The following is a 24,031-nucleotide window of genomic DNA, read 5'->3' as shown; positions in this document are numbered from 1 at the left end:
ATGAGGATAAGGGATGGCGCTTAATTCGTTTAGGCGCTCAACTCTGCAGCTGAGCGTTGTGCTGGGCTGTACAGTTGGGACGCAAGTGAATGCGGAAGAAAAAATAGTGGTGAATAGTCCCATGCCGGCAACGGCTGAAGCCTGTGCAGCACTGGAAATCAGTGCAGAACGTCTGGCCTGTTATGATAGCTTGTTTAAAATAGCGATTATCGATAAGCCGGTGATCGTTTCTGAACGTCGTGCAGCAGTAGAAATTGCGCCTGAACCTGATAATTTAAAAGCCAGAATGGGACAAACCGTTTCTAATATTTATGCTTCTGAAGGATCAAAGCTGACACCAAATCTGTCTTTGCTGGATAGTCGCTGGGAATTGTCTCCGGAAAGTAAACTGGGTACCTGGAACATCCGTTCTTATCAGCCAATTTATCTGATGCCCGGTTTTTGGACTTCAAAGAAAAATGAATTACCCGAGAGTGAAAATCCCAACAATATAGAGACAGAGAAACAGAATCTCACCTCGACTGAAGCTAAGTTTCAACTGTCTTTAAAGACCAAGGCGGTTGAAAATATTCTGGGGAATAATGGGGATCTCTGGCTCGGTTATACTCAGTCTTCACGTTGGCAGGTCTATAACTCGGAAGAGTCACGTCCGTTTCGTGAAACCAATTATGAACCCGAAGCAAGTTTTGTTTTGCGTACCAATTATGACCTTTTTGGTCTTAACTGGCGTATGTTGGGACTAACCATTAATCATCAGTCCAATGGCCGTTCTGACCCGTTGTCGCGTAGCTGGAACCGCGTCATGCTGAATCTGGGCTTTGAAAAAGACAATTTTGCCCTGATGGTTCGCCCTTGGTATCGCTTTGAAGAGAATCGTGACGACGATAACAATCCCGAGATCAAGAACTATATTGGACGCGGCGACATGACGGCTTTTTATCGTCATAACGAGCATGATTTTTCTTTAATGCTGCGTCATACCTTAAAAGGCGGAGATGACAATCGTGGTGCAGTCCAGTTCGACTGGTCATTCCCGATCAGTGGCCGTTTACGTGGTCAATTCCAGCTTTTTGATGGCTATGGCGAAAGTCTGATTGATTATAACCATCGTGCCACTTATGTGGGCTTGGGTGTTTCCTTAATGAACTGGTTCTAAGTTTCCAGACTTCATCATTTTAGAATTAACATAAAAAACCATGCTGTGGCATGGTTTTTTATTGGGTGGTTTAACCAATCTGGATTTCTGAAGGCGGATGTTTGATTCGGCTCTTTTTCGGGGTAGCAATGAAATAAGCTAAAGTCAGTGGCCCTAAACGTCCTGCAAACATTAACAGCATCAAAATAATCAAACTGGCAGGTTGCAGCTCTTCGGTTATTCCTCGGGTCAAGCCGACCGTGCAGGCTGCTGACACGGCTTCAAACAACAGATCGAGAAAGTCATGTTCAGGTTCCAGAATTAATAAACTCATAAAGCCCATCACAATTAAGGCAGCTGTAATACAGACCACGGCCAGTGCCTTAAATGTGGTTTTTTCGGGAATAGAATGATTAAACAGACGGATTTCATCTTCACGTCTTAAAAAACTGATTACGCTAATTAATACAATAATAAACGTGCCGACTTTAATTCCGCCCGCCGTACTTAAGGAGCCGCCGCCAATAAACATTAGAAACATGGTGACGAGGGTCGATGCATCACTCATTTGCTCCATCGGTAAGCTATTAAAGCCTGAAGAGCGGGGAACAGTGGCATGGAACCAGGCATTCACGGCTTGATCGCCTAGACTCATCAGGCCCAAAGTTTGCGGATTAGAGGCTTCGAGCAGCCATAGCACAATAAACGCACTCAGATTGAGCCCCAGAATCGTCGAAAGAATGAGCTTGCTATTGGTACTTAACTTGCGCCAGCGTCTATGTTGCTTGACATCCATCAGCACCAGAAAGCCGATACCACCAATGATATACAGCATACTGATGGTAAAGGTGATCAGATACTGCCCTGAAAAGCTCATCAAGCTATTGGGAAAAAGTGAAAATCCACCATTATTGAACGCTGACACACTATAAAAGGCAGCATAAAAGAGCGCTTCACTGAACGGATATTCTCTGAGCCAGGACAAGGTCAGAATCAGCGTACCGATAGCTTCAAAAAACAGGGAATATAAAAATACCGCTTTAATGGTAAAACTGACTTTTTTCAGGCTGGTCTGGCCAATCGATTCCTGTGCCATGACTTGCTGTTTGAGCCCCATCTTGGGTGCCAGACTCATCACTGCCAGAATGGCAAAGGTCATAAAACCCAATCCACCGCATTGCAGCAGAAACATAATGACAATCTGGCCAAATACCGTATAGGCTTCACCGACATTCACTACGGACAGTCCGGTAATGGTCACCGCAGAAGTAGCCGTGAAAATGGCTTGCAACCAGCTGATATCACCCTGATGGGCAATAGGTAACATCAGTAGCAGTGAACCGATCAGGATTAATCCGAGAAAACCCAAGGCCAATAAACTCGGCGGGCTGAGATTAATGGTTCTATGTTGCTTTAAGTCAGAACTTTTCATAGCGCTTTAAAATATCTGGCGAGATGGCGTAAAGGCTCCAGTAATCCTTCAACCACAAGAATATCGCCTTCCTGCAGAATCAGGTCGGATGCGACCTGGTATTGCACCACTGATCCGCGCTTATGTAATAAGGTGGTGATTTCAGGCGCGTGCTTCATCAGTTGGTTGAGCGGCGTAGCATGATGATCGGCATGAATCTGAATTTTGACAATATAATGATCATCTTCCAGTGCCATATAACGACTGACCATCGGGTAGCTTAAAGACTGAGCCACACGCACGCCCATATCTTCTTCAGGATGAATGATTTTCTCGACATTGAGATGGGTCAGAATCATGTGATGGGATTTGGATTTGGCTTTTACCCAGATTTTTTTGACGCCCATATTTTTCAGGTGCAATACACACAAAATACTGGCTTCAATATCTTCTCCGATCGCCACGACTACGGCATCACAACGCTGCACATTCAGTTCATCCAGCACATGCTCATCGGTTGCATCGGCAATTACAGCATGGGTCAGTTGATCAGAAATATTTTCTACATATTTTTTATTCAGATCGATTCCGATCACTTCATGATTCAGACTGATCAGTTGCGTGGCCACAGTCGCACCAAAACTACCCAGCCCAATCACTGCAAATAATGCCATGAATATTGTCCTAACTATTTTTATTACATCTCAATTTTAGTGTAAGAGAATTTCGTAAAAATTGCGCTGCTATTCAGCAAGCTCTGCCGAGATAAATAGTATGATCATGATTTTGAGTTGCACATAAAAAACCGCCTCGAAAGGCGGTCTATATTTTAACAATTACTTCAGGAAGCGCTGATAGCCCAGATTATTGGTAATTTCCTGATATGGATATGTAATGGTTTCAAGGGTTTCAATCAAGCCATCCGGATTCTGCTGCGCATCGGTCGCCTCCAGACCCACCAGAACACGCCCTTCCGCAGCGCCGTGGTTACGGTAATGGAACAGGGTAATGTTATGCGTTGGGCCAAGACGTTCCAGGAACATTAATAAAGCACCAGGACGTTCTGGAAATTCCACCCGGAACAGGCGTTCATTTTCAATATCGGCATGACCACCAATCAGGTAACGAATATGCAGTTTTGCCACTTCATCATCAGACAGGTCATCGACGTCATACTGGAATTTTAGCGTTTCATAAATTTCCTGACGTTCTTTTTCACCATTTTTTAAGCTGATCCCAACAAATACTTGAGCAGCAGAGACATCACTGGCACGGTAATTAAATTCGGTAATATTGCGACCTTGCAAAGCGCGACAGAAGTTGAGGAATGAACCTTTCTGTTCTGGAATCGTCACGGCAAAAATCGCTTCTTTACGTTCACCGAGTTCGGTACGTTCGGCGATATAACGTAAACGGTCGAAATTCATGTTGGCGCCGCACACAATCGACACCATATTTTTAGCTTCGATTTTATGTTCTTCGACATATTTTTTAATGCCGGCCAATGCCATAGCACCTGAGGGTTCGACAATGCTGCGGCATTCGTCATAAGTATCTTTAATGGCTGCACAAATTTCGTCGGTATTGACCAGTACCACATGTGGTTCTACGATCGGGCCAGAATTATCTGACTTTTGCAGGCGAATCACTTCAAATGGTTTTTCACCAATTTGTGCGACGGCTGTACCGTCAGCGAATAAACCCACAGAAGGTAAAATGACACGTTCGTTGGCCTCTAAAGCTGCCTTTAAGCATGCGGATTCGTCATATTCCACCGGAATGACTTTGACATGCGGGGCAACATCACCCAGATAGGCGGCCACACCTGCGATCAGGCCACCGCCACCCACCGCTACAAATACATAATCAACATCGCGCCATTGACGCAAGATTTCATTGGCAATGGTACCTTGACCCGCCATCACCAGCTCATCATCATAAGGCGGAATAAAAGTCATGCCATCTTCTTGAGCGCGTTGAATTGCATATTTGTTGGCAACGTCGAATGAGTCACCATGTAAAACAACTTCACCCCCAAGGCGTTTTACCGCTTGGACTTTAATATCTGGTGTTGTTTTTGGCATTACAATAATGGCGCGAATACCCAATTTTTTACCCGATAATGCCACGCCTTGCGCATGGTTGCCTGCTGAGGCTGTGATGACACCACGTTCCAGTTGAGATTTAGGCAATTGACTAATGCGGTTATAAGCACCACGTAATTTGAATGAAAAAACCGGTTGTAAATCTTCACGTTTAAAGCGGATGTTATTATTGAGTCGTTCGCTAATTCGTGGCGCTGCTTCGAGTGGAGTTTCGATTGCAACATCGTAGACCGTTGCTTGTAATATTTGTCGAACCAAACGAGACAGCATGTTAATTTTCCATCTAACAGTTTAAAATAGGCGCTTATTGTAACAAACCATACCGCTTTGCGGTTCGAAAATACTGCAAAAGTCCAAAATAGTTGAGTGAAGCCATGAGTCTATATGCAACCCAAGATGAGAAAAAACAAGCAGCGGCCCGTGCTGCTCTGAAACACTTACCAAAAGGCGGCATTTTAGGCGTAGGTACCGGAAGTACGGTTAACTTTTTAATCGATTTATTGCCAGAACTTCAGTTAGAAGCGGCTGTGGCAAGTTCTGAAGCAACGGCGCAACGTCTTAAGAAGTTAGGCATTGAAGTGGTCGATATGAACTCTGTCGGCGGACTAGATGCTTATGTCGACGGCGCAGATGAAATTGATCGTCATTTGCATATGATCAAAGGTGGTGGTGCAGCACTGACACGTGAAAAAATTGTGGCATCGATTGCGAAAAAATTTGTGTGTATCGTGGATGATTCAAAATGGGTCGGACAATTAGGACGCGATTTCCCACTGCCAGTTGAAGTAATTCCTATGGCACGTTCTGCGGTTGCACGTAAAATTGTCTCTCTGGGCGGTGATCCTGCATATCGTGAAGGTGTCGTGACTGACAATGGTAATGTGATTTTAGATGTGCATAATCTGAATATCTTAAATGCACTCGAGCTTGAAAAAACGCTTAACAATATTCCTGGCGTGGTCTGTAACGGAATTTTTGCGATTAATAAAGCGGACATCGCAATTGTGGCAACCAATGATGGTATTGAAGAACGTACTGCGGTTTAATCCTTTAATTTTATAAATTAAATCCCCCTAAATCTCCCTGAGCGAAGTTTTAAAGCACTGCTTTAAAACAAGTGCAAGAAGGGAGACTTTTAAAAGCCCCTCTTTGAAAAAAGGAGGGTTAGGGAGGATTAAAAATAAAATCAATAAAATATGATTCCAAACCTCCCTGAAATCCAAATCACTCGAAAATTACGCGCAACACGCTTGAGACTGCGTGTAGAGCCGACGCAAATTAAATTAACTGTGCCGCAGTTTTGTACACAGCGCCAAGTTCAAGAATTTTTAAAACAATCAGAACAATGGCTGATTAAAACCTGGCAATCGCAGCAGGAAAAAGTCCAAAAAATAGACCGAACGCTACCAACTGAGCTACAGTTGTTTAATTTAAACGTGCCAGTTCAGATTTATTATCAAAGCCAGAAACATAACTTTGTTTTTGATTCTGAGAAGTTACAGCTCTGTGTCAGTGATCGACATCCTGAGGAATATTTAAAAGCCTTTGTCATCAGCTATGCCAAAGACCAGCTTCCCCTATATTTAAATCTTGTCTCACAGCAATGCAATCTGCCTTTTAAGAAGTGCAATATTCGACAGCCCAAAACCCGCTGGGGCAGTTGTTCTGCTCAGCATGACATTATGCTGAATAGTGCTTTGGTGCTATTTCCCGAAGAAATTACCCGTTATGTCGCGGTACATGAACTGGCACATACCCAATATTTTGATCATAGTTCACTTTTTTGGGCGGAAGTGGCCAAATATGATCCGCATTTTCAGCAGCATCGGAAAATGCTAAAAAATACGCCGTTGCCATATTGGTGGGAAGCTTAAAATTGAACTGAATAGAGAATGAGAGGGAAATAAAGGCTTAAAATAGCCTAAGCAATATAGATATTACTTTTCCATCTCTCTTTAATTTTAAAATTGTCTTCAGTACTTATAAAAAACCAGTAATCCCCGCTGAAACAGTTTAGAAAACCTCAACTTCCTGTCATACTACGCAGTTACGAAATGGAAACTTTGATTTGAGGTAGTGATCGTGATTACTGTTGGTATTGTCGGTGGTACAGGTTATACAGGCGTTGAATTGTTGCGTCTTTTGCTACGACACCCAAATGTACAGGTGAATGTACTAACATCACGTACCGAAAATGGTCGCCGTGTAGATGACATGTTCCCAAGTTTACGCGGACATACCGATCTTCAATATTCAGATTTAAATATCGATGAACTTAAAAAATGTGATGTCGTGTTTTTTGCAACGCCGCATGGTGTTGCAATGAAACATGCCGAAGCGCTTGTGGCTGCAAAGACCAAAGTCATTGACCTGGCGGCAGATTTCCGTTTACAAGATCTGCAACAGTTTGAAAAATGGTATGGCATGCAACATACTTGTCCAGAACTGTTAAAAGACTCTGTTTACGGTTTATCTGAATTGAATCGTGAACAAATTAAACAGGCCAATGTAGTTGGAAACCCGGGTTGTTATCCAACCACGGTTCAGTTAGGTCTGGCGCCAGTATTAACATCAAGTGACGCATTAGTGAAACCTGAAAGCATTATTATTGATGCGAAATCAGGTGTGTCGGGTGCAGGTCGTAAAGCAAGCTTGGGCGGCATCTATACTGAAAATGCCGATAACTTTAAAGCCTATGGCGTAGCAGGTCACCGCCATCACCCTGAAATTGTCGAAGCCCTGGAAAATATCTCAGGTCAAAAAGATGTGTTTGATCACATTTTATTTGTTCCGCATTTGGTGCCAATGATCCGTGGTATGTTGTCGACCATCTACATCGATCTCACTGAAGCAGGACAAGCAGCAGATTTACAGGCATTGTATGAACAGTTCTATGCCAATGAAACTTTTGTCGATGTCATGCCAGCAGGCAGCTCACCAGAAACCCGTTCAGTGCGTGGTGCCAATCAGTTGCGTATAGCCTTGTACAAGCCGCAACCGACCAAGCTGGTAGTCCTGGTTGTACAGGATAACTTGGTGAAAGGTGCAGCAGGTCAGGCCGTACAAAACATGAACCTGATGTTCGGATTTGCCGAAGATGCTGGCTTAAATAATATTGGTTTATTACCATAAGAAACGTATTAGAACTTCACACACATTTAGATTTGGATTTAAATGTGTGTCTTGAATAAAGCAAACAAGAGATCAAAATGCCGAATAACGAGTCAAATACGACCATTCCTCAGGAACCAGCTGCAAAAAAATCTTTGATGAAAGGTAATACGCCCTTGGTCATTGGTGCGGCTGTATTGATCTTGAGCAGTGGTGTGCTCGGATATACCGTAGGACACCGTCAGGGTTTGACTGCGGCGGGTTATGATGCAGATGCAGAGCAACTGGTCGATGTGGTACAGACACAAAAAGCCAGTCTGGAAACATTAAATAAGAATCTGAATACTGCGGTTCAGGAGCGTGATCTGGCGGTGAGTAATGCCAATGATCTCTATCTGGCCATGACCAAGGCGCGTGATGAACAGGTGCAGGCTGAAAGTGTCGGAACCATTTATCGCGAGGTCTTACGTCAGCGTGGCGGTTTGGCTTTGGCCGTGCAAAACCTGTCGATTAAGCCTTTGCCTGATAATGCCTTTGAATATCAGATTGATCTGGTTCAAGTTAGTCCGGGCAAAAGTCGTGCCTCCGGGAGTATTGAATTACGCTTGATTAAAGGGACTGAAATTCTGGTGGTGCCACTGGAAGACAAAAACTTTAATTTTGAAAATTATGAGCGTTTAACAGGTCGCTGGAGCATGCCAAAAGGCTTTAAGCCAGAATTTATTGAGATACGTCTCAGCGGTGCCAAACCGGTGATCCGTCGTTTTAGCTGGGAACAGGGCAAAGCAGTTGAAAATCAGTCTGCCGCCTTGTCAGAAATTCCGAAAACCGAAGCAAATGCAAATTAAGTGTGAAATATAAATCTTATGCCAAGCAATAAACGTCAAATGTGTTTAAGTGATATCAAAAATTCTTTTTATGAATCTGGAATTGTTGATTGGCATATCAGCCCGCGTTTAGGAAATGAACCTTTGGAAGGTGATGATTCTGACCTTGCTGTGCAGACTGCACCGCCAGAACTGAAACGTCCGCCCTTATATGCTGTCGTTTTAATGAACGACGACTATACCCCGATGGAATTTGTAATTGAAATTTTACAACAATACTTTGCAATGAATCTTGACCAAGCTACACAAGTAATGCTAACTGTACATTATGAAGGAAAGGGTGTAGCTGGGGTTTATCCTCGAGACATTGCGGAAACCAAAGCGAACCAAGTCAATAATTATGCTCGATCACAAGGTCATCCATTACTTTGCCAAATAGAGCCTAAAGATTAAGGGGGTTACATGCTCAGTCGTCAATTAGAAGTATCACTACGTTTGGCTGTCAGCATGGCTCGTCAAAAGAGACATGAGTTCCTGACCGTAGAACATTTATTATTAGCCTTGCTTGACAATGACTCTGCCGTAAATGCGCTTAAAGCATGTGGCGCAGACATTATCGTGTTGCGCAAGGAATTAGAAGAATACGTAGAACAGCATACCCCTAAGCTTGGTGAAAATAGTGATCAGGCACCACACCCAACAGAAAGTTTTGACCGGATCTTGCAGCGCGCGATTTTTCACGTGCAATCTAGCGGTGGTGATCGGACTGTAGAAGGTGCTGATATTCTGGTTGCGATGTATTCTGAGCGTGACTCATTTGCCGTCTATCTATTGAAACGTCATCAAATTAATCGCCTTACGCTAACTCAGTACCTGTCTCATGGTACGCGTAAAGAAGAAGTACAGGGTGAAGAAGAAATTGAAGACCTCGATGGTGAGTCTGCATCTTCAGCCAGTTCAGGTCCGCTTGAACTGTATACGACGAATCTCAATATCGAAGCGCAAAAAGGCAAGACCGATCCACTGATTGGTCGTGAAAAAGAAATTGAACGTGCCGCTCAAATTCTGTGCCGCCGCCGTAAAAACAACCCACTTCTTGTCGGTGATCCGGGGGTCGGTAAAACCTCGATTGCAGAAGGTTTGGCATGGTTGATCGTTAATGGTAAAGCGCCAAAACCACTCGAAAATGCTGAAATTTTCAGTCTGGATATTGGAGCATTGGTTGCCGGAACAAAATACCGTGGTGACTTTGAAAAACGCCTGAAACAGCTTTTAAATGCGCTGAAAAAGAAACCTGAAGCTGTGCTGTTTATTGATGAAATTCACATGATTATTGGTGCAGGCTCCAGTATGGGCAGCACCATGGATGCATCGAATCTGATCAAGCCTGCATTGGCCAATGGCACTTTACGTTGCATTGGTTCAACCACTTTTCAGGAATACCGTCAGGTTTTTGAGAAAGATCATGCTTTGTCACGCCGTTTCCAGAAAATCGATGTGAATGAGCCATCTATTTCTGAAACCATTGATATCCTACGTGGCCTGAAATCCAAGTTTGAAGATTTCCATCATGTGCAATATGACGATCAGGCATTGGTATCTGCGGTTGAACTTTCTGCGAAGTTCATCAATGACCGTTTCTTGCCAGATAAAGCCATTGACGTGATTGATGAAGCAGGTGCGCAGCGCCGTTTAAAAGCTGAACAAGATGACAGTTTGATCACGGTAGAAAACATCGAAGATATCGTGTCGAAAATTGCGCGTATACCACCAAAAACGGTCTCTAAAGATGACAAGAGCGTACTGGAAAATCTTGAGCGCGATCTGAAACGGGTGGTCTTTGGTCAGGATGAAGCGATCGAAGCTTTAGCGTCTGCCATTAAACTGTCTCGTGCCGGTTTGAAATCTCCAGATAAACCTGTGGGCAGCTTTGTTTTTGCTGGCCCAACCGGTGTCGGTAAAACCGAAGTGACCAAGCAGCTGGCTAAGCAGATGGGCGTAGAGCTGGTTCGCTTTGATATGTCCGAGTACATGGAACGCCACGCAGTGTCGCGTTTAATCGGTGCACCTCCGGGCTATGTCGGTTTTGATCAGGGTGGTTTGTTGACTGATGCGATTCATAAAAATCCACATTGTGTGCTATTGCTTGATGAGATCGAAAAAGCGCATCCAGATGTCTTTAACCTGTTATTGCAGATTATGGATCATGGTTCCTTGACCGACAATAACGGACGTAAATCGGATTTCCGTAACGTGGTCTTGGTACTCACCACCAATATTGGTGCTGAAAGTATTTCACGTATTAGCATTGGCTTTATGGAACAGGACAATAGCAACGATAACCAGGAAGCGATGAAGAAAGCCTTCTCTCCGGAATTCCGTAACCGTCTTGACGGCGTGATTCAGTTCAAGGCATTGCCAAGCAGCATCATTGAAAATGTCGTGGATAAATTCCTGACCGAACTTCAAGCGCAACTGGATGATAAGAAAGTCATGCTGGAAGTGGATCAGAGTGCGCGTGAATGGATGTCAGAGCAAGGCTATGACCGTTTAATGGGCGCGCGCCCAATGCAGCGTCTGATTCAGGAACACCTGAAAAAACCATTGGCAGAAATGATCCTGTTTGGTGAACTGGCTGAAAATGGCGGTAATGTTGCAGTGTCGGTGAAGAAAGAAAATGGTAAAGCTGTTGGCTTAAAACTTGAAGTCTTTGAAGACCAGACTGCTGAACCTGCTTAATCAATATGAAAAAATAAAACCCGTGCAAGCACGGGTTTTTTCATGCACTCATATTTTAAATCATCAAATTCATTCATACAGTTCAAAAGACAAATCATGGATATTCAAATTACCAAGCTGCTCACCACTTTTTGCCTGTTTCTGGTCACGGCATTGATGGAAATTTTAGGCTGTTATTTTCCCTACCTGATTTTAAATCAGGGAAGAAGTCACTGGTTGTGGATTCCAACAGCTCTGGCTTTGGCGGCTTTCGTCTGGCTACTCACCTTGCATCCGGCTGCTTCTGGACGGATTTATGCCGCTTATGGTGGCATCTATATTTTTTCGGCGCTAATGTGGTTGCGCTTCGTTGATCAAGTCACACTGTCACGTTGGGATTTGCTTGGCGGGATGGTAGTAATACTGGGGGCACTGATTATAATTCTACAGCCGCAAGGTTTGGTGCGTTAGCAGGATATAACAGCAAACCTCATCAAAAAGAGGCAGCTATAGCGACCTCTTTGTTTTCTTGATGTTTTAATCCTGAATAAAAGCCAATATCTTATTTCTTTAGACTATTTCAATTTGCAATCTTTCTGGGAAATATCAGTTTTATAGGTTTGTGTTTGCGAGCTCAGGCTGAGCTCGACCTTGTATGGGTTTTCAATCTGATAGCGATGCTCAAAGAAAATCTCGCAATTATTGAGCAGATTATTACGGATCATTTTCATCACTTCTTTGCGGCCCAGATCTTTTTCAAATTGGCTAAAATCCGGTGTGGTGATTAAACCTTTCAATGTGGTTTTATTGGCACTTAACTGTAATTGTTCAATAATTGTATTCTGATCGATCTGTAAAGGTAAGGTTCTGGAATCTTCTGCACTCAGTACTGCGAGTAATTCATTCAGTTCAGCTTTTTTCTGAATTTTAAATTTGCTGTCAATAATATTTTTTTCCTGAAGATATTGATCAAATTCAGAAGCATGAACGGAGAAGGTGGTACTGCTAAAACCTACCAATAGTGCCAAAGCCCAATATTTTTTTTGCATTGTATAACATCACTTTTTATTCCATTTCAATCATGATTATAAGAGCTGAGACAAAAAAAGCACCAGAGATTGGTGCTTAATTTGTGAAGATTCAGCTTTTAATTTAGTCTTTTTTCAGATTTTCATTAATCAGGAATTCAACCAGGGCTTTCTGTGCGTGCAAGCGATTTTCAGCTTCATCCCAAACCACGGCATTTTTATGGTCAAGCAAGTTTTCTGAAATTTCTTCGCCGCGGTGCGCAGGTAAGCAGTGCATAAACAAACAATCCGGATGCGCAAGATCCATCAGGCGTTCATTCACTTGATAGTCTGCAAATGCTTTCTCACGGATTTTTTGTTCTTCTTCTTGGCCCATGCTTGCCCAAACGTCAGTCACAATCAGGTCAGCATTCACGGCTGCATCTTCAGCGGTATCGACCAGTTCAACACAATGCGCAAATTCAGACAGGAATTTTTCTTGTGGTTCATAACCTTTTGGCGCTGCAATTTTCAGATTAAAGCCCCACATGTGTGCTGCTTCAATATATGAATTACACATGTTGTTGCCATCACCGATCCAGGCAACAGTTTTACCTTCGATTGAGCCGCGTTGCTCTACATAGGTCTGCATGTCAGCAAGTAACTGGCAAGGATGGTGATCATCTGTTAAAGCATTAATCACAGGAACTTTTGAATAAGATGCAAAACGTTCCACGATATCATGACCGAAAGTACGGATCATCACGATATCTAGCATGCTTGAAATCACGCGTGCAGAATCTTCAATCGGTTCACCGCGGCCTAACTGGGTATCGCGAGAAGACAGGAAAATTGCGCTACCACCAAATTGGCTCATGCCAGCTTCAAACGAAACACGCGTACGGGTACTCGATTTCTCAAAAATCATGCCCATCACTTTACCAACAAATGGTTGGAACACTTCATTGTTATGCTGTTTGCGCTTAAGCTCAATTGCGCGTTGCAAAATCTGGTTAAGTTCTAAAGTTGATAAATCGCGTAAGGTGAGAAAGTGACGGAGAGCCATTCGTTACTCCACAATAATTGCCGAAAAACTCGATCAACAATCAGTTGTTGGTTAGTTTAAGAAAAAATACGGAATCGGCTAATATACTATAAGCAATGAAAAATGCAAAAAAACTAGACTTTTTGATGACCGTCTAAAAAGCGATCCACACAATAACTGATGTATTTGTCGATTTCCTGATCATCTTCTTGTATGGAAATTCCCATCAGGATGCGCCATTCCAGATTACGCAAAATACCAAAATATAGCTGAGCCGAATATTGCGGATTTTCACAATGCAATAAACCTTGCGCATCTGCCTGTTCTAAAGCCGTAGCAATGGCACTTTGCACATGCACCGGGCCTCGCTCATGGATATGCTGAGCAAGTTCTGGATTACGCTGACTCTGTTCCAGAACCAGACGCATGAAGGCTGAGTTTTCAGGTTGCATGATCTGATGATAAAAATTCAGCAAGGTGTGAACCAGATAACTACGAAAATCCAGTGCCATCAGTTCGATCGGAATGCTGATATCTTCAAAAAACTTGATACGACGATAATCACAGATGGCCTTAAACAAGCCTTCTTTATTGCCAAAGTATTTATAAATGGAGGCCTTGGAGCCACCTGCGTGCTGAACAATATCATCGAGAGACACAGCATCATAACCCCGTTCCAGAAACAGCTCGGTTGCACTGTTCAGCAGCGCAATACAGCGCTCATGACCACGTTTGGTCTGCGGCAGGTCTTTGGCGAGCGGTTCTAGGACGAGGTCTTGCATAGGAGATAATACATCAACATGTCAATAAAGATTGAAACGCCATCATAGCAAATATATGTACATATTTCATAATTGCACCGCATAAGCGCAGTATTTGCCGGATTAGGTAAAGTAAAACTTAAAAATTTGACTAAAGTTTTAGAGTATTTGTTCTATCAGATTGTGGAATGAGCAAGCCAAATGAGTATACTCGAGTTTCAATAATTATAGCCAAGACTGTGGAAAAGGAAGATGACAGAACAAATGTCTGCAGGTCTAAGATTTAGACAAGCACTTGAAGTCGAGAAACCATTGCAAATTATGGGTACGGTAAATGCCTATGCTGCCATGATGGCCAAACAAGTCGGTTATAAAGCCATTTATTTATCAGGTGCGGGTGTCGCGAATTATTCTTATGGTTTGCCTGACCTGGGCATGACCAGTCTGGATAATGTTCTGGAAGATGTACGCAGGATTACAGAACGTGTTGATACACCTTTATTGGTCGATATCGATACCGGTTGGGGCGGTGCATTAAATATTGCTCGCACGATCAAACAGATGATTGCAGCTGGTGCAGCCGCGGTGCATATTGAAGATCAGGTGGCACAAAAGCGTTGTGGTCATCGTCCAAATAAAGAAATCGTGTCACAGCAGGAAATGGTCGATCGTATTAAAGCGGCGGTCGATGCGAAAACCGATGCAAACTTTGTGGTCATGGCGCGTACCGATGCGCTACAAAAAGAAGGCCTGCAAGCGGTGATTGATCGTGCTTGTGCCTGTGTTGAAGCGGGTGCAGATGCAATTTTTGCCGAAGCGATGACCGATATCACCATGTATCGCACCGTATGCGATGCAGTTGGTGTGCCAGTCTTGGCAAATATTACCGAATTTGGTGATACACCGTATTATACGGTAAATGAGTTGGCAGAGCAGGGTATTGGCATGGTGCTGTATCCATTATCAGCGACACGTGCCATGCAAAAGGCAGCCCTTGAAGTGATGCGTTCGGTGCGTGAACACGGCACTCAGGTGAATGTGCTGGATATTATGCAGCAACGCAAAGAACTCTACGAATTTTTAGATTATCACAGCTTCGAAGACACATTAGATAAACTGTTTAAACAGGAGAATTAAAAAAATGGCTGAAGGAAAAGTACTCACCGGCGCAGGATTGCGTGGACAAGTGGCAGGGAAAACTTCACTCTCAACTGTAGGCAAAAGTGGCGCAGGTCTGACCTATCGCGGTTATGACGTACAGGATCTGGCTGAACATTGCCAGTTTGAAGAAGTGGCTTATCTGATTTTCTTTGGCGAACTGCCAACTTCAGAGCAGTTAGTTGCCTATAAAGCCAAATTAAAATCTTTGCGCACGCTACCTCAAGCCTTAAAAGAAGTGCTAGAGCGTATTCCTGCCGATTCTCATCCGATGGATGTGATGCGTACTGGCGTATCGATGCTGGGCAATCTTGAAACTGAACTGTCTTTTGAACAGCAACAGGATATTGCAGACCGTATTCTTGCCACTTTACCGGCAATTATCTGTTACTGGTATCGTTATAGTCATGACGGTGTACGTATTGAAGAAAATACCGATGATGATTCAATCGGTGCACAGTTCCTGCATTTATTACGTGGCGAAAAGCCAAATGAACTGCATGAACAGGTGATGAATGTTTCTCTGATTCTATATGCAGAGCATGAATTTAATGCTTCGACCTTTACGGCGCGTGTATGTGCATCGACTTTATCTGACATGCATTCTTGTATTACCGGTGCAATCGGTTCCTTGCGTGGCCCTCTACATGGCGGTGCTAACGAAGCTGCAATGGATATGATCGAAAACTGGACTTCGCCTGAAGAAGCTGAACGTGAAATGCTGGGCATGCTGGAACGTAAAGAAAAAATTATGGGCTTCGGTCATGCGATTTATAAAGACAATGATCCGCGTAATGGCATCATCAAAATCTGGTCTGAGCGTTTAGCCAAAGATGTCGGTGATACGGTACTGTATCCGGTCTCAGTGCGCTGCGAAGAAGTGATGTGGCGTGAGAAGAAATTATTCTGTAATGCCGATTTCTTCCATGCTTCGGCTTATCACTTTATGGGCATTCCAACCAAGCTGTTTACCCCGATTTTTGTCATGTCACGTGTCACAGGTTGGGCAGCACATGTGATGGAACAGCGTGCAGACAACCGTATTATCCGTCCAAGCGCGGATTATACTGGGCCTGAACTGCGTAAAGTAGTACCGATCGCCGAGCGTTCTACAGCGGCTTAATATTTATTAATATCTTGAATAAAAAATAAGGTCTCAATCGAGACCTTATTTTTTATCGACTTAACAGGACTGGATCTTCAATGCTATAGCCTGTTTCAAAAGGAATCCCCAAATACTTGACTGTCACCAGCGTTTTATTCTGTTTAGGAACTTTATAGGCCTGGCTAATTTTTAGACCTTGCTGATAACTGATCGCTTGATGAGTCGGACTTTTTTGTGAGCCAGACTTTACTTGATATTGATAAGTCCATTTTGGCACTTTTTCTTGTGGATCGTACCAGGCAGCTGCCGTCCCTGTTGTGGTTTTTAACATTTTAAGTTGTGGCTTTGAACTTTGAATCGGACTCAGCGGAACTAAACGCTTTTTGATTTTGGCAATGTCCTGATCAAACTTGCGACTGTCTTGGTCATAATCAATACGTTTGGTTTTTGGATTGATATATAAGGAGTTGACCTGAATCAACTGATTCGGTTTTGCGGATTTAAAATTATAATAATACAGCTGTGGCAAGCGCCCACGACCATCAAGGTAATGACGCATGACATAGAGCTTTTGCTCTTTGACTTCATAGCCTAGAATTTCAATATTTTGTGGGCCACCGACCGTAGCAAAAGCCAGACTGGGCAAGCCAAGAGGGAGCAGAAACAGCGCAGTTTTAATATTCATGGTTATTCTACCCGCAAAAAATAGATTAGCATTTGATCATGCTAATCTATCTTAAAATACAGTAGAAATAATGAAGCTTGTTGCGGCGTAATTATAAAACTAGATTAATGATTGAGTAGATTAATCATATCGTGTGCAACCACGGCAGACAGTTTATTCAGACGTTCGAGTGGAGTACCTTTCAAATAATACTGGAATTGATGCACTTGAGTACCATCATTAATTGCTACAAAAAAAGTCCCTTCCGGTTTCTCTGGTGTCGCACTACCACCGGGTTTAAGCAAACCTGTACAGGCAATAATCCAGTCTGCATCCCGGAATATCTTTTTACCCGCTTCTGCCAAGGCAACAGTAACTGGCATGGATTCGGCAGTGTAACTATTGATCAAAGTCTGGGGAATGTTTAATACCGAAGTTTTTACACCAACATCGTAGCAGACCAATCCGCCAGCCAGAATTTCGGCGCCGTCACTTTTACAGATGGAAAACTGGCTACATAGATATCCAGAGCTCGCACTTTCAATAAAGGCAATTTTTATATTTTTCTCTTCGAGTAAGTTGCAACAGGTCTTTATCATAGTCTCTATATTTTCTTTATGATCCGAGTGGTTTTAGCTTAATTTAGACAGATTTTTTCTGTCGTTCAACTCCGAGTATATTTATATTTTTATGAAAGTTAAAATTTTTCATGGATTAGTACAATTTGATACTGATTTGATCACAAAACCTGAGTGGTTAAAGCTTAGACTATTTTTTCAAATAGAGGTTTCTTCTCAAGCTGAACAGTGGTAAAAATAAAAATAAAGTGCTTAGTGAAAGTAGGGCGTTAGAATGAAAACCACAGTAAAATATGTAGTCTTAAAAAGTCTTGACTACCAATTGGGTACACCATTATTTCAGGAAGAAATTGATGCTGATGGTCAATATTTTGATCAGATTCCAAGCACGATTTCTTATCAGAATTTACAGTTCAAAGTAAAAAGCAAAGAGCTTAAACGTTTACATCTGGCTGAAGAGCAGGAAGATACCCAAACGATTATTGTTAAAGTTGTGAATATCTAAGATAAACCTTAAAGTGAATAAGCCTCTTTTTTTAAGAGGCTTATTATTTGGCTAACATTAAGTTAATAAAAGCTTTTTAAAAATAAAAAATTACCAAAATTAATGTCAGTCTGATTGATAAATATCTTTTATTAAAGTCAAGATAAATTGGAAACAACTTAGTCGTTATACGTGATTCAATGTTACGTATCGTATATTCGTTTATTAAAAAACTGTTTAGAAAAATTACCTTTTGCATGTTTTATTCCATTTTTAAAAATATTAATACTTAGGCTGAGTTATTGAATTTAATCATAAATATCATGAGCATAGATTTTTAATATATTTTACTTGATAATATATTGTTATTTTTTAAAATATTTTAAATGTCTTTTTTATATATTTTACTCAGGTTAAGTTATTCCTTTTATTGAATAATAAAAATTTCGAAACATATTATCTTTCATCATGTGTCTATTTTATTGGATAAAGTAATTTATGTTGCTTATTAATCTTGATTTCAACTACTTGGCTTACCATTTTTTACATTGAATTAATCTGTAACAGGTTATAGGTTAGAGAATTCTGAAAAATGCGTAGAGTAGATATTAAGTCGAAACTCTATCGGCTTTTAATTAATTTAAAGCAAATAGTAAGGAGTTACACCATGGCTAATAATCAACAGCAAGACCAACAGAAACAGCAACAACAGCAAAACCAACAAGGCACGCAAGATCAACAGCGTCAGCAAAACCCAAACCAGCAACAAAATAACCAGCAGCAACAACAGCCGCAGGGACAAAATAACCAACAACAGCGCGATCAGCAGCAACAACAGCAGCCACAGCGTAATCAGCAAAAAAACCAGCAATCTCAACAAGATCTGGAATAATCAACAGAACTAGCAGCCATAATAGAATTAACTAGCAGCGTGGGTATGATTCATAAGATCTGCCAAAACTGTAGCGTTAATTCTGTTTAAGCTGTACGTTCATAAAAAAACCGCCTGAATTAGGCGGTTTTTTTAGGGTAAAAATTTGGTTATAGACGTTAATCAGTATGAATTAACACTGGATATTGGCTTTCTGCTTATAAAAGCTTAAGGCATTGTCTAAATCTGTAAGCAGTCCTTTTTCTGTATATTCCTGAGGCATAAGTTTTAATAAAGCCGGCATATAACGAGTTTTATATTCTTTAGGATATTGTTCACAGAGTATGCGTGTTCTTTCTTCTGGACTAATACTGGAAGAATCTAGTTTGTCCAGATAAGCACTGAGTTGATTATCTGATTGTTCAAATTGGGCTTTGAGGGCTTGATCAGGTTCCGCTGAACTGTCGGCTTGCTGCTTTTGGCAGCCACTTATTGTCAGACTTATCAATAAAGTAATCAGTATACGATTTATCATGATGTCAAAATCTTGTTATTTGTCATATCAAAAATTATAGAGAGAAATAGCCAAAAAGAAAGCAGTCATCTACCAACTTTAGAAGAAGTCAAAAATTCCTGATATTCACATACAGTACAGCAACAGGGAATTTTATCCTAAAAAATGAACAAATTTATTGTTATGCATATTGATCTAAAGTGTCCATCTGTTTTCTCTTAAGCATAAAATTTAACGAATAAAATATATTTTGCCTAAATTAAAGCCATTCAATTAAGAAAAGTAACGCTTATTGCACATTTAGAAACATAGCCTCTATATATCACACACAGATTGACTGCTGGGCCAGTGATATCTTGGCTTCATTCCAAGAACTTAATGAAAATAATTAGAAAATCAGCACATTATAAAGCCTGCTTAATTTAGGAGAGTTAAGCAGGCTTTTTCTTGTTTATAAACACGGATTGCTCAATGAGAGCTTTTTACTTTAATTATTCTCTTTCACATAAGTTTTCATATACAACATAAAGCCTGAAAATTCTCTCAAGAGTGAAACATGAATAGATGGTATTTATATATATCTTTTTATAAAAAGACAGGGCAAAGCTATGATGAGATGTATATGTGCATTTGGCATGGGCGTGATGGTAGGTTGTTGTTTTAAATCTTGCAAAGAAAAAATGTGTCATATGATGGGCAATGATCATTGTAAGAAGGATCAAAAGACTAAAAGTGAAGAGCCTGCACGAACTTAAATGCCAAAAACTTAACTTTGCTTGAATTGTGAAATGTATTCAGGCGGTTAAGTTATTACTCAGGTCGTGATCCGATTATTCCGTATCGAGTTATTGAGTCTTAAAATCAATACAAGCTTAATCACTGATTAAGCTTGTTACATTCAGGAGAAAAGCATGATCCAGTTTATATTTTGTTTATTTGGCCTTCATGGTGCGACTGAAATCAATTACACCTGTGATCATGAAGAGGTGAAAGAGTGTCGTGATTGCTTGAAAGATATTGAATAATGTTCCAATTCACCGGATGTATTAATGAAGCTCAATCCCCGTTCAATCATCACTTGGCGGGGGTTTTGTTTGTGGGTGAAATTTTTATAATAAAAATCCAAGATAACGATTGAACTCAACTGGATTTAAATGATACGGGTCACAATCTATACTTTATAAGAGCATGATTTAAATAGGATTACATGCCGATAAATGATTAAAATTGAGAACTAAAATAGTCGGATAAGAATATATTGCAAAATGCGATAATTTATATATACTAGAAATATAGCAAAATGCGATAAAATATATGCATGTGATCACCCACGCTCGAATTCTTGAAGCAACGCAAAAGTGGCCACAGGCTGGAACGGCATTAGATGGTTGGTATCGACTGATGAAGGCCAATTATCCTAAGGATTTTGCTGAAATGAAGAGACTCTTTCCCGCAGTAGATAAGGTTGGAAAGTTTCATGTATTCGATATCGGTGGAAACAAGCTTCGGCTGATTGCTGTGGTGATGTATCAGGCAAAACGCGTTTATATTCGCCATGTCTTGTCTCACCATGAATATGATAAAGGTCATTGGAAGGAAGGTTAGAATGAATGCAATGATTAAACAGGCCGTTGATCACTGGCGTTATGTTGCACCATTGCTCAGCAAGCCGGAAAATGAGGATGACTTTCATACACTAACTGAAGCCCTAGATGAGCTTTTGGACATTGTCGGTGATGATGAATCACATCCTTTAATGGGGCTTATTCATCAACTGGGTGATCTGGTTTCGGCGTATGAGCATGAACATCTACCCATGCCAGAAGGTGATGGACGAACGGCCTTGGCCTTGTTGATGGAGCAACACGGGCTTAGTCAAGCAGACTTGTCTGATGTCGCGACACAATCAGTAATTTCAGAAATATTGAATGGCAAACGTCAGCTGAATATCCGTCATATCAAGGCCTTGTCTGAGCGCTTTGATGTATCGGCAGATACTTTCTTTTAATCGATGCCCGCCTAAGCTGATATTTCCATGCTGTGCTGTCTAATCAGGTAGCGCTGCTCATTTGATTATTTAAATTTCAAGTGTCGTGAAAGGTGAGAGCGCCTCCAGAAAAGTTTGCTTTTCTAAAAAGTGAATGTGAAACATAAATAATATTGATGTTTAGGATCAGATGTCATATTTATTTCTTAATGGATCGATAAAGGAGATACACATGACCAATAAATCAGAGCAAGAATCAAATCCGCAAAAAGAATCTAATGATGATAAAGGCAATCAGGATTCGTATAAGGGCGTGAAGCCAGAGAAAAAACCCAATGCAGAACCGGAAAATCCATTGAGAGAACAAAAATAGCTCTTTCACATTTTAAAAGCCCTAACTTGCTTTAGGGCTTTTAGTTTTTCGACAACCGGTGATCTCTGGGTTTCGCTCTAAACTCATCTCTCATTTCAAAGAAAAACTCATGAGCTTGTTCATGATCGCAGCATAACCAATCATGGCGTGATTCTTCAGGAATTACAATAATCGAGCGCTTCTCGTCATCTGGATGGTGGAACTGTTTCATCAATAGGTGTTGATCGGAATTTATAGTCAGCATCGAAAAGGACCTGATTTTTTCACCCTCAATGAGCACATCATCATAAATGGCTGCAACGGTAAAAGGGTTGCCATCTTCACGTGAAATACCAAACCAGTGCGGTTTTCCATCGATATATTTAGGTTCATAGAAAGTATCCACGGGCACTAAAGCAAACTGGTTATTTTTCCAGGCATGTCGAAAACTTGGCTTGGACGCTATTGTTTCAGTTCGGGCATTGTAAGTATGTCGACCATATTTTAATTCTTTCGCCCAAAAGGGAATCAGTCCGAAACGTGCAATATCTAACTCAAACCCCTCAGCACCTCGCATCATGATAGGAGCAGGTGCTAAGGGGTAAACATGTGATTTCATGTTCAATTCAAGTTGTTCTGCATGAAGATCTAATAAAGAGAGCTGACTTTTTGAGGGGAATTCATAGTTTGAACACATGACCGACCTCTTTGCTTAGCATTCTGATCTGCGATAACAATTAAACTATAAGAATGATGACCTCAAAACAATTCGAAATCGTAAATGTAGTTGGGTCTGGAAACGGAATTTTTATGGTGAATATGAATGTAATTTTTCGCCAATGGATGAAAAATAATCTTCGATAAAATGAGCGCCCAGATTCCATTGCTATAGTTTTATTTCCAGTTTTGCCTCCTTTGCCTGAAGGAGCTATCTTTTGCGGAGAAAGGTCATGCTGCATTTTATCTTTTGTTTATTCGGTCTTCATGGTGTCACAGAAATCGAATGCCAAGCGGATGGTAAAGAAGTGAAAGTATGTCGTGACTGCTTGAAAGAAGAAAGGGTTACATAAACGGTAAGAAAAGCTTAAACATTCTTATCACTATTAATTCAGAATAGGCATTCACAATAAAACTCATAATTTTAGAGAATACAGAATGCCTAGAAATAATTATTTACCCGCTCTAGAACAAGTTTATGAGTTTTTAAAAGAACGTCCTAGCTTTAAAGAGAAAAGTGAGTTTGATAAGTCAGTAGAGTATTTTAGAACGCTGCACGAAGGAGAGCCTCAGGAATTTAGAGTCCAAGCATTCCATAACATTAGTGGTAAATTTGGAAATAAAGAAATACTGAGCATAAGTTCTGCACCTAAATTTACGGATAAAAACAGCTTCCTTAATTGGGTTGATATGCACATCAACAATTAGACTTTGACGTTCAAACAGCTTATCTAATGGTCAGCTTTGTTATTTTCTACCCATACATTAATTAACATGGAGTACAAAAAACACTCTAAATTGGGTTGGAAAACTACACATTTGAATGCTAATTTTTGTATTCAAATCTGACAGTTAATGAGGTGAGCAATGAAGTTGTTGACTTTGTTTGGTGTAGGCGTAGCCGCAAGCTATTGTTATAAATCTATGAAAAATGGCAAGCTCGCTCTTTCCAGACCAAATTTTGATGAAAGTGTAAAACAATTTGTACTGCAAGAATTCGCAGCTTGTAAGAATTAGATCTATTGGATTAAAGAGCTCATCATAGGATGGGCTTTTTTATTTCTCAGGCTTTTATGGAAAATGTTTATCTTTTGAATGCAAAAAGCCTATCAGGGAGATAGGCTTCTTTTATTAATTCAACATAATATTATGAGTTTTTCTTATCCGCCTGATTTTTTTGATCATTTTGCTCTTTGGTTATAGGAGCTGGCTCTCCTTGATTCGGTTTTTGCTCTTGCTCATTTGGCTTGGGTTTGTTCTCAGTCGCATTATTAGAAAATTGATTGAAAGACGCTTTTTGAGCAGTATTTGTATTAACTAACATAAGTTTCTCAATTTTAATTGTCGAAGATTCGGTAATCCCCCCTAAAAATAATTGAGTTTAAAAGTAGAAAATCGAATAACCTTGATTTAAGGAGATTTTCTATGAAAACATCTAAGTATTCAGACAGCTTGATCATGAGTATCTTGAAGCAAGCTGA

The 24,031-nt window shown here is 41.0% G+C and carries 27 protein-coding genes; 16 read left to right on the top strand and 11 right to left on the bottom strand.

What is annotated here, in order from left to right; translation table 11 throughout:
• Positions 1 to 13: 13 nt before the first annotated feature.
• Complete coding sequence (locus FTU40_RS03245) at positions 14 to 1,156, top strand: phospholipase A (RefSeq protein WP_100355013.1); 1,143 nt, start codon at positions 14 to 16, stop codon at positions 1,154 to 1,156.
• A 70-nt stretch (positions 1,157 to 1,226) separates the two neighbouring features.
• Here FTU40_RS03245 and FTU40_RS03240 read toward each other — a convergent pair whose 3' ends face one another.
• The 3 genes from FTU40_RS03240 to ilvA form a co-directional block, all read right to left on the bottom strand.
• Complete coding sequence (locus FTU40_RS03240) at positions 1,227 to 2,567, bottom strand: TrkH family potassium uptake protein (RefSeq protein ID WP_180039763.1); 1,341 nt, start codon at positions 2,565 to 2,567, stop codon at positions 1,227 to 1,229.
• Positions 2,564 to 3,220 carry a TrkA family potassium uptake protein gene (locus FTU40_RS03235; protein WP_159515796.1) on the bottom strand — a complete coding sequence of 219 codons (657 nt, stop codon included), beginning with the start codon at positions 3,218 to 3,220 and terminating at the stop codon, positions 2,564 to 2,566. The genes FTU40_RS03240 and FTU40_RS03235 overlap by 4 nt, the downstream gene beginning before the upstream one ends.
• A 162-nt stretch (positions 3,221 to 3,382) precedes the next feature.
• The gene (ilvA, locus tag FTU40_RS03230; protein WP_180039761.1) at positions 3,383 to 4,921 is read right to left on the bottom strand and encodes a threonine ammonia-lyase, biosynthetic; all 1,539 of its coding nucleotides are present in this window, start codon (positions 4,919 to 4,921) and stop codon (positions 3,383 to 3,385) included.
• A 104-nt stretch (positions 4,922 to 5,025) separates the two neighbouring features.
• Between ilvA and rpiA the strand changes: the two genes are divergently transcribed.
• From rpiA to FTU40_RS03195, 7 genes are all read left to right on the top strand, one after another.
• Complete coding sequence (rpiA, locus tag FTU40_RS03225; RefSeq protein WP_100355010.1) at positions 5,026 to 5,697, top strand: ribose-5-phosphate isomerase RpiA; 672 nt, start codon at positions 5,026 to 5,028, stop codon at positions 5,695 to 5,697.
• A gap of 150 nt (positions 5,698 to 5,847) precedes the next feature.
• Positions 5,848 to 6,525, top strand: coding sequence for a M48 family metallopeptidase (locus FTU40_RS03220; protein ID WP_180039759.1), 678 nt, complete (start codon positions 5,848 to 5,850; stop codon positions 6,523 to 6,525).
• Between the two features lie 202 nt (positions 6,526 to 6,727).
• Positions 6,728 to 7,783 (top strand): N-acetyl-gamma-glutamyl-phosphate reductase, encoded by a 1,056-nt coding sequence (argC, locus tag FTU40_RS03215; protein ID WP_180039757.1) that lies wholly within the window; start codon positions 6,728 to 6,730, stop codon positions 7,781 to 7,783.
• Positions 7,784 to 7,860: 77 nt separating this feature from the next.
• A complete protein-coding gene (locus FTU40_RS03210; RefSeq protein WP_180039755.1) occupies positions 7,861 to 8,610 on the top strand; it encodes a DUF6776 family protein in 750 nt (249 codons plus the stop codon).
• A gap of 18 nt (positions 8,611 to 8,628) precedes the next feature.
• Positions 8,629 to 9,042 (top strand): ATP-dependent Clp protease adapter ClpS, encoded by a 414-nt coding sequence (gene clpS, locus FTU40_RS03205; protein WP_180039753.1) that lies wholly within the window; start codon positions 8,629 to 8,631, stop codon positions 9,040 to 9,042.
• 9 nt (positions 9,043 to 9,051) lie between these two features.
• The gene (gene clpA / locus FTU40_RS03200) at positions 9,052 to 11,328 is read left to right on the top strand and encodes an ATP-dependent Clp protease ATP-binding subunit ClpA (RefSeq protein WP_005171089.1); all 2,277 of its coding nucleotides are present in this window, start codon (positions 9,052 to 9,054) and stop codon (positions 11,326 to 11,328) included.
• A 96-nt stretch (positions 11,329 to 11,424) separates the two neighbouring features.
• On the top strand, positions 11,425 to 11,778 hold the full coding sequence (locus tag FTU40_RS03195; protein ID WP_005096798.1) for a YnfA family protein: 354 nt from the start codon (positions 11,425 to 11,427) through the stop codon (positions 11,776 to 11,778).
• Positions 11,779 to 11,882: 104 nt separating this feature from the next.
• Here FTU40_RS03195 and FTU40_RS03190 read toward each other — a convergent pair whose 3' ends face one another.
• The 3 genes from FTU40_RS03190 to FTU40_RS03180 form a co-directional block, all read right to left on the bottom strand.
• On the bottom strand, positions 11,883 to 12,356 hold the full coding sequence (locus tag FTU40_RS03190) for a hypothetical protein (protein WP_180039751.1): 474 nt from the start codon (positions 12,354 to 12,356) through the stop codon (positions 11,883 to 11,885).
• Between the two features lie 103 nt (positions 12,357 to 12,459).
• Complete coding sequence (argF, locus tag FTU40_RS03185) at positions 12,460 to 13,380, bottom strand: ornithine carbamoyltransferase (RefSeq protein ID WP_005171086.1); 921 nt, start codon at positions 13,378 to 13,380, stop codon at positions 12,460 to 12,462.
• A gap of 113 nt (positions 13,381 to 13,493) precedes the next feature.
• Positions 13,494 to 14,141 carry a TetR/AcrR family transcriptional regulator gene (locus FTU40_RS03180; RefSeq protein WP_180039749.1) on the bottom strand — a complete coding sequence of 216 codons (648 nt, stop codon included), beginning with the start codon at positions 14,139 to 14,141 and terminating at the stop codon, positions 13,494 to 13,496.
• A gap of 231 nt (positions 14,142 to 14,372) precedes the next feature.
• Here FTU40_RS03180 and prpB point away from each other — a divergent pair, with 231 nt between their 5' ends.
• Positions 14,373 to 15,257 (top strand): methylisocitrate lyase, encoded by an 885-nt coding sequence (gene prpB / locus FTU40_RS03175; protein ID WP_005096803.1) that lies wholly within the window; start codon positions 14,373 to 14,375, stop codon positions 15,255 to 15,257.
• A 4-nt stretch (positions 15,258 to 15,261) separates the two neighbouring features.
• Positions 15,262 to 16,401, top strand: a complete 1,140-nt coding sequence (gene prpC / locus FTU40_RS03170; protein WP_005096804.1) for a 2-methylcitrate synthase — start codon at positions 15,262 to 15,264, stop codon at positions 16,399 to 16,401.
• A gap of 52 nt (positions 16,402 to 16,453) precedes the next feature.
• Here prpC and FTU40_RS03165 read toward each other — a convergent pair whose 3' ends face one another.
• Together FTU40_RS03165 and FTU40_RS03160 are read right to left on the bottom strand one after the other, a co-directional pair.
• Positions 16,454 to 17,074, bottom strand: a complete 621-nt coding sequence (locus FTU40_RS03165; protein ID WP_205668327.1) for an aminotransferase — start codon at positions 17,072 to 17,074, stop codon at positions 16,454 to 16,456.
• A 98-nt stretch (positions 17,075 to 17,172) separates the two neighbouring features.
• Entirely contained in the window at positions 17,173 to 17,646 is a 474-nt protein-coding gene (locus FTU40_RS03160; protein ID WP_180039747.1) for a CinA family protein, read from the bottom strand.
• A gap of 253 nt (positions 17,647 to 17,899) precedes the next feature.
• Between FTU40_RS03160 and FTU40_RS03155 the strand changes: the two genes are divergently transcribed.
• Together FTU40_RS03155 and FTU40_RS03150 are read left to right on the top strand one after the other, a co-directional pair.
• The gene (locus FTU40_RS03155; RefSeq protein WP_004280185.1) at positions 17,900 to 18,130 is read left to right on the top strand and encodes a hypothetical protein; all 231 of its coding nucleotides are present in this window, start codon (positions 17,900 to 17,902) and stop codon (positions 18,128 to 18,130) included.
• Between the two features lie 646 nt (positions 18,131 to 18,776).
• Positions 18,777 to 19,001 carry a hypothetical protein gene (locus FTU40_RS03150; RefSeq protein WP_180039745.1) on the top strand — a complete coding sequence of 75 codons (225 nt, stop codon included), beginning with the start codon at positions 18,777 to 18,779 and terminating at the stop codon, positions 18,999 to 19,001.
• Positions 19,002 to 19,173: 172 nt separating this feature from the next.
• Here the strand turns inward: FTU40_RS03150 and FTU40_RS03145 are convergent, their stop codons facing one another.
• Positions 19,174 to 19,515, bottom strand: coding sequence for a hypothetical protein (locus FTU40_RS03145; RefSeq protein ID WP_005096809.1), 342 nt, complete (start codon positions 19,513 to 19,515; stop codon positions 19,174 to 19,176).
• A gap of 1,293 nt (positions 19,516 to 20,808) precedes the next feature.
• Here FTU40_RS03145 and FTU40_RS03140 point away from each other — a divergent pair.
• From FTU40_RS03140 to FTU40_RS03130, 3 genes are all read left to right on the top strand, one after another.
• On the top strand, positions 20,809 to 21,099 hold the full coding sequence (locus tag FTU40_RS03140) for a type II toxin-antitoxin system HigB family toxin (protein ID WP_180039743.1): 291 nt from the start codon (positions 20,809 to 20,811) through the stop codon (positions 21,097 to 21,099).
• Between the two features lies 1 nt (position 21,100).
• Positions 21,101 to 21,502: a type II toxin-antitoxin system HigA family antitoxin gene (locus FTU40_RS03135; RefSeq protein ID WP_005096813.1), complete on the top strand. Its 402-nt coding sequence runs from the start codon at positions 21,101 to 21,103 to the stop codon at positions 21,500 to 21,502.
• Between the two features lie 211 nt (positions 21,503 to 21,713).
• Positions 21,714 to 21,854, top strand: coding sequence for a hypothetical protein (locus FTU40_RS03130; RefSeq protein ID WP_005096816.1), 141 nt, complete (start codon positions 21,714 to 21,716; stop codon positions 21,852 to 21,854).
• 40 nt (positions 21,855 to 21,894) lie between these two features.
• Here the strand turns inward: FTU40_RS03130 and FTU40_RS03125 are convergent, their stop codons facing one another.
• Positions 21,895 to 22,530 (bottom strand): SOS response-associated peptidase, encoded by a 636-nt coding sequence (locus tag FTU40_RS03125; RefSeq protein ID WP_074382826.1) that lies wholly within the window; start codon positions 22,528 to 22,530, stop codon positions 21,895 to 21,897.
• A gap of 458 nt (positions 22,531 to 22,988) precedes the next feature.
• Between FTU40_RS03125 and FTU40_RS03120 the strand changes: the two genes are divergently transcribed.
• Positions 22,989 to 23,258: a hypothetical protein gene (locus FTU40_RS03120; protein ID WP_100328666.1), complete on the top strand. Its 270-nt coding sequence runs from the start codon at positions 22,989 to 22,991 to the stop codon at positions 23,256 to 23,258.
• A gap of 439 nt (positions 23,259 to 23,697) precedes the next feature.
• Here the strand turns inward: FTU40_RS03120 and FTU40_RS03115 are convergent, their stop codons facing one another.
• Positions 23,698 to 23,874: a hypothetical protein gene (locus tag FTU40_RS03115; protein WP_005096822.1), complete on the bottom strand. Its 177-nt coding sequence runs from the start codon at positions 23,872 to 23,874 to the stop codon at positions 23,698 to 23,700.
• Between the last annotated feature and the right edge of the window lie 157 nt (positions 23,875 to 24,031).

The sequence above is a fragment of the Acinetobacter sp. YH12100 genome (assembly GCF_013419135.1).
Classification (GTDB): domain Bacteria; phylum Pseudomonadota; class Gammaproteobacteria; order Pseudomonadales; family Moraxellaceae; genus Acinetobacter; species Acinetobacter pseudolwoffii.
This window is presented reverse-complemented; position numbering and strand designations above follow the sequence as displayed.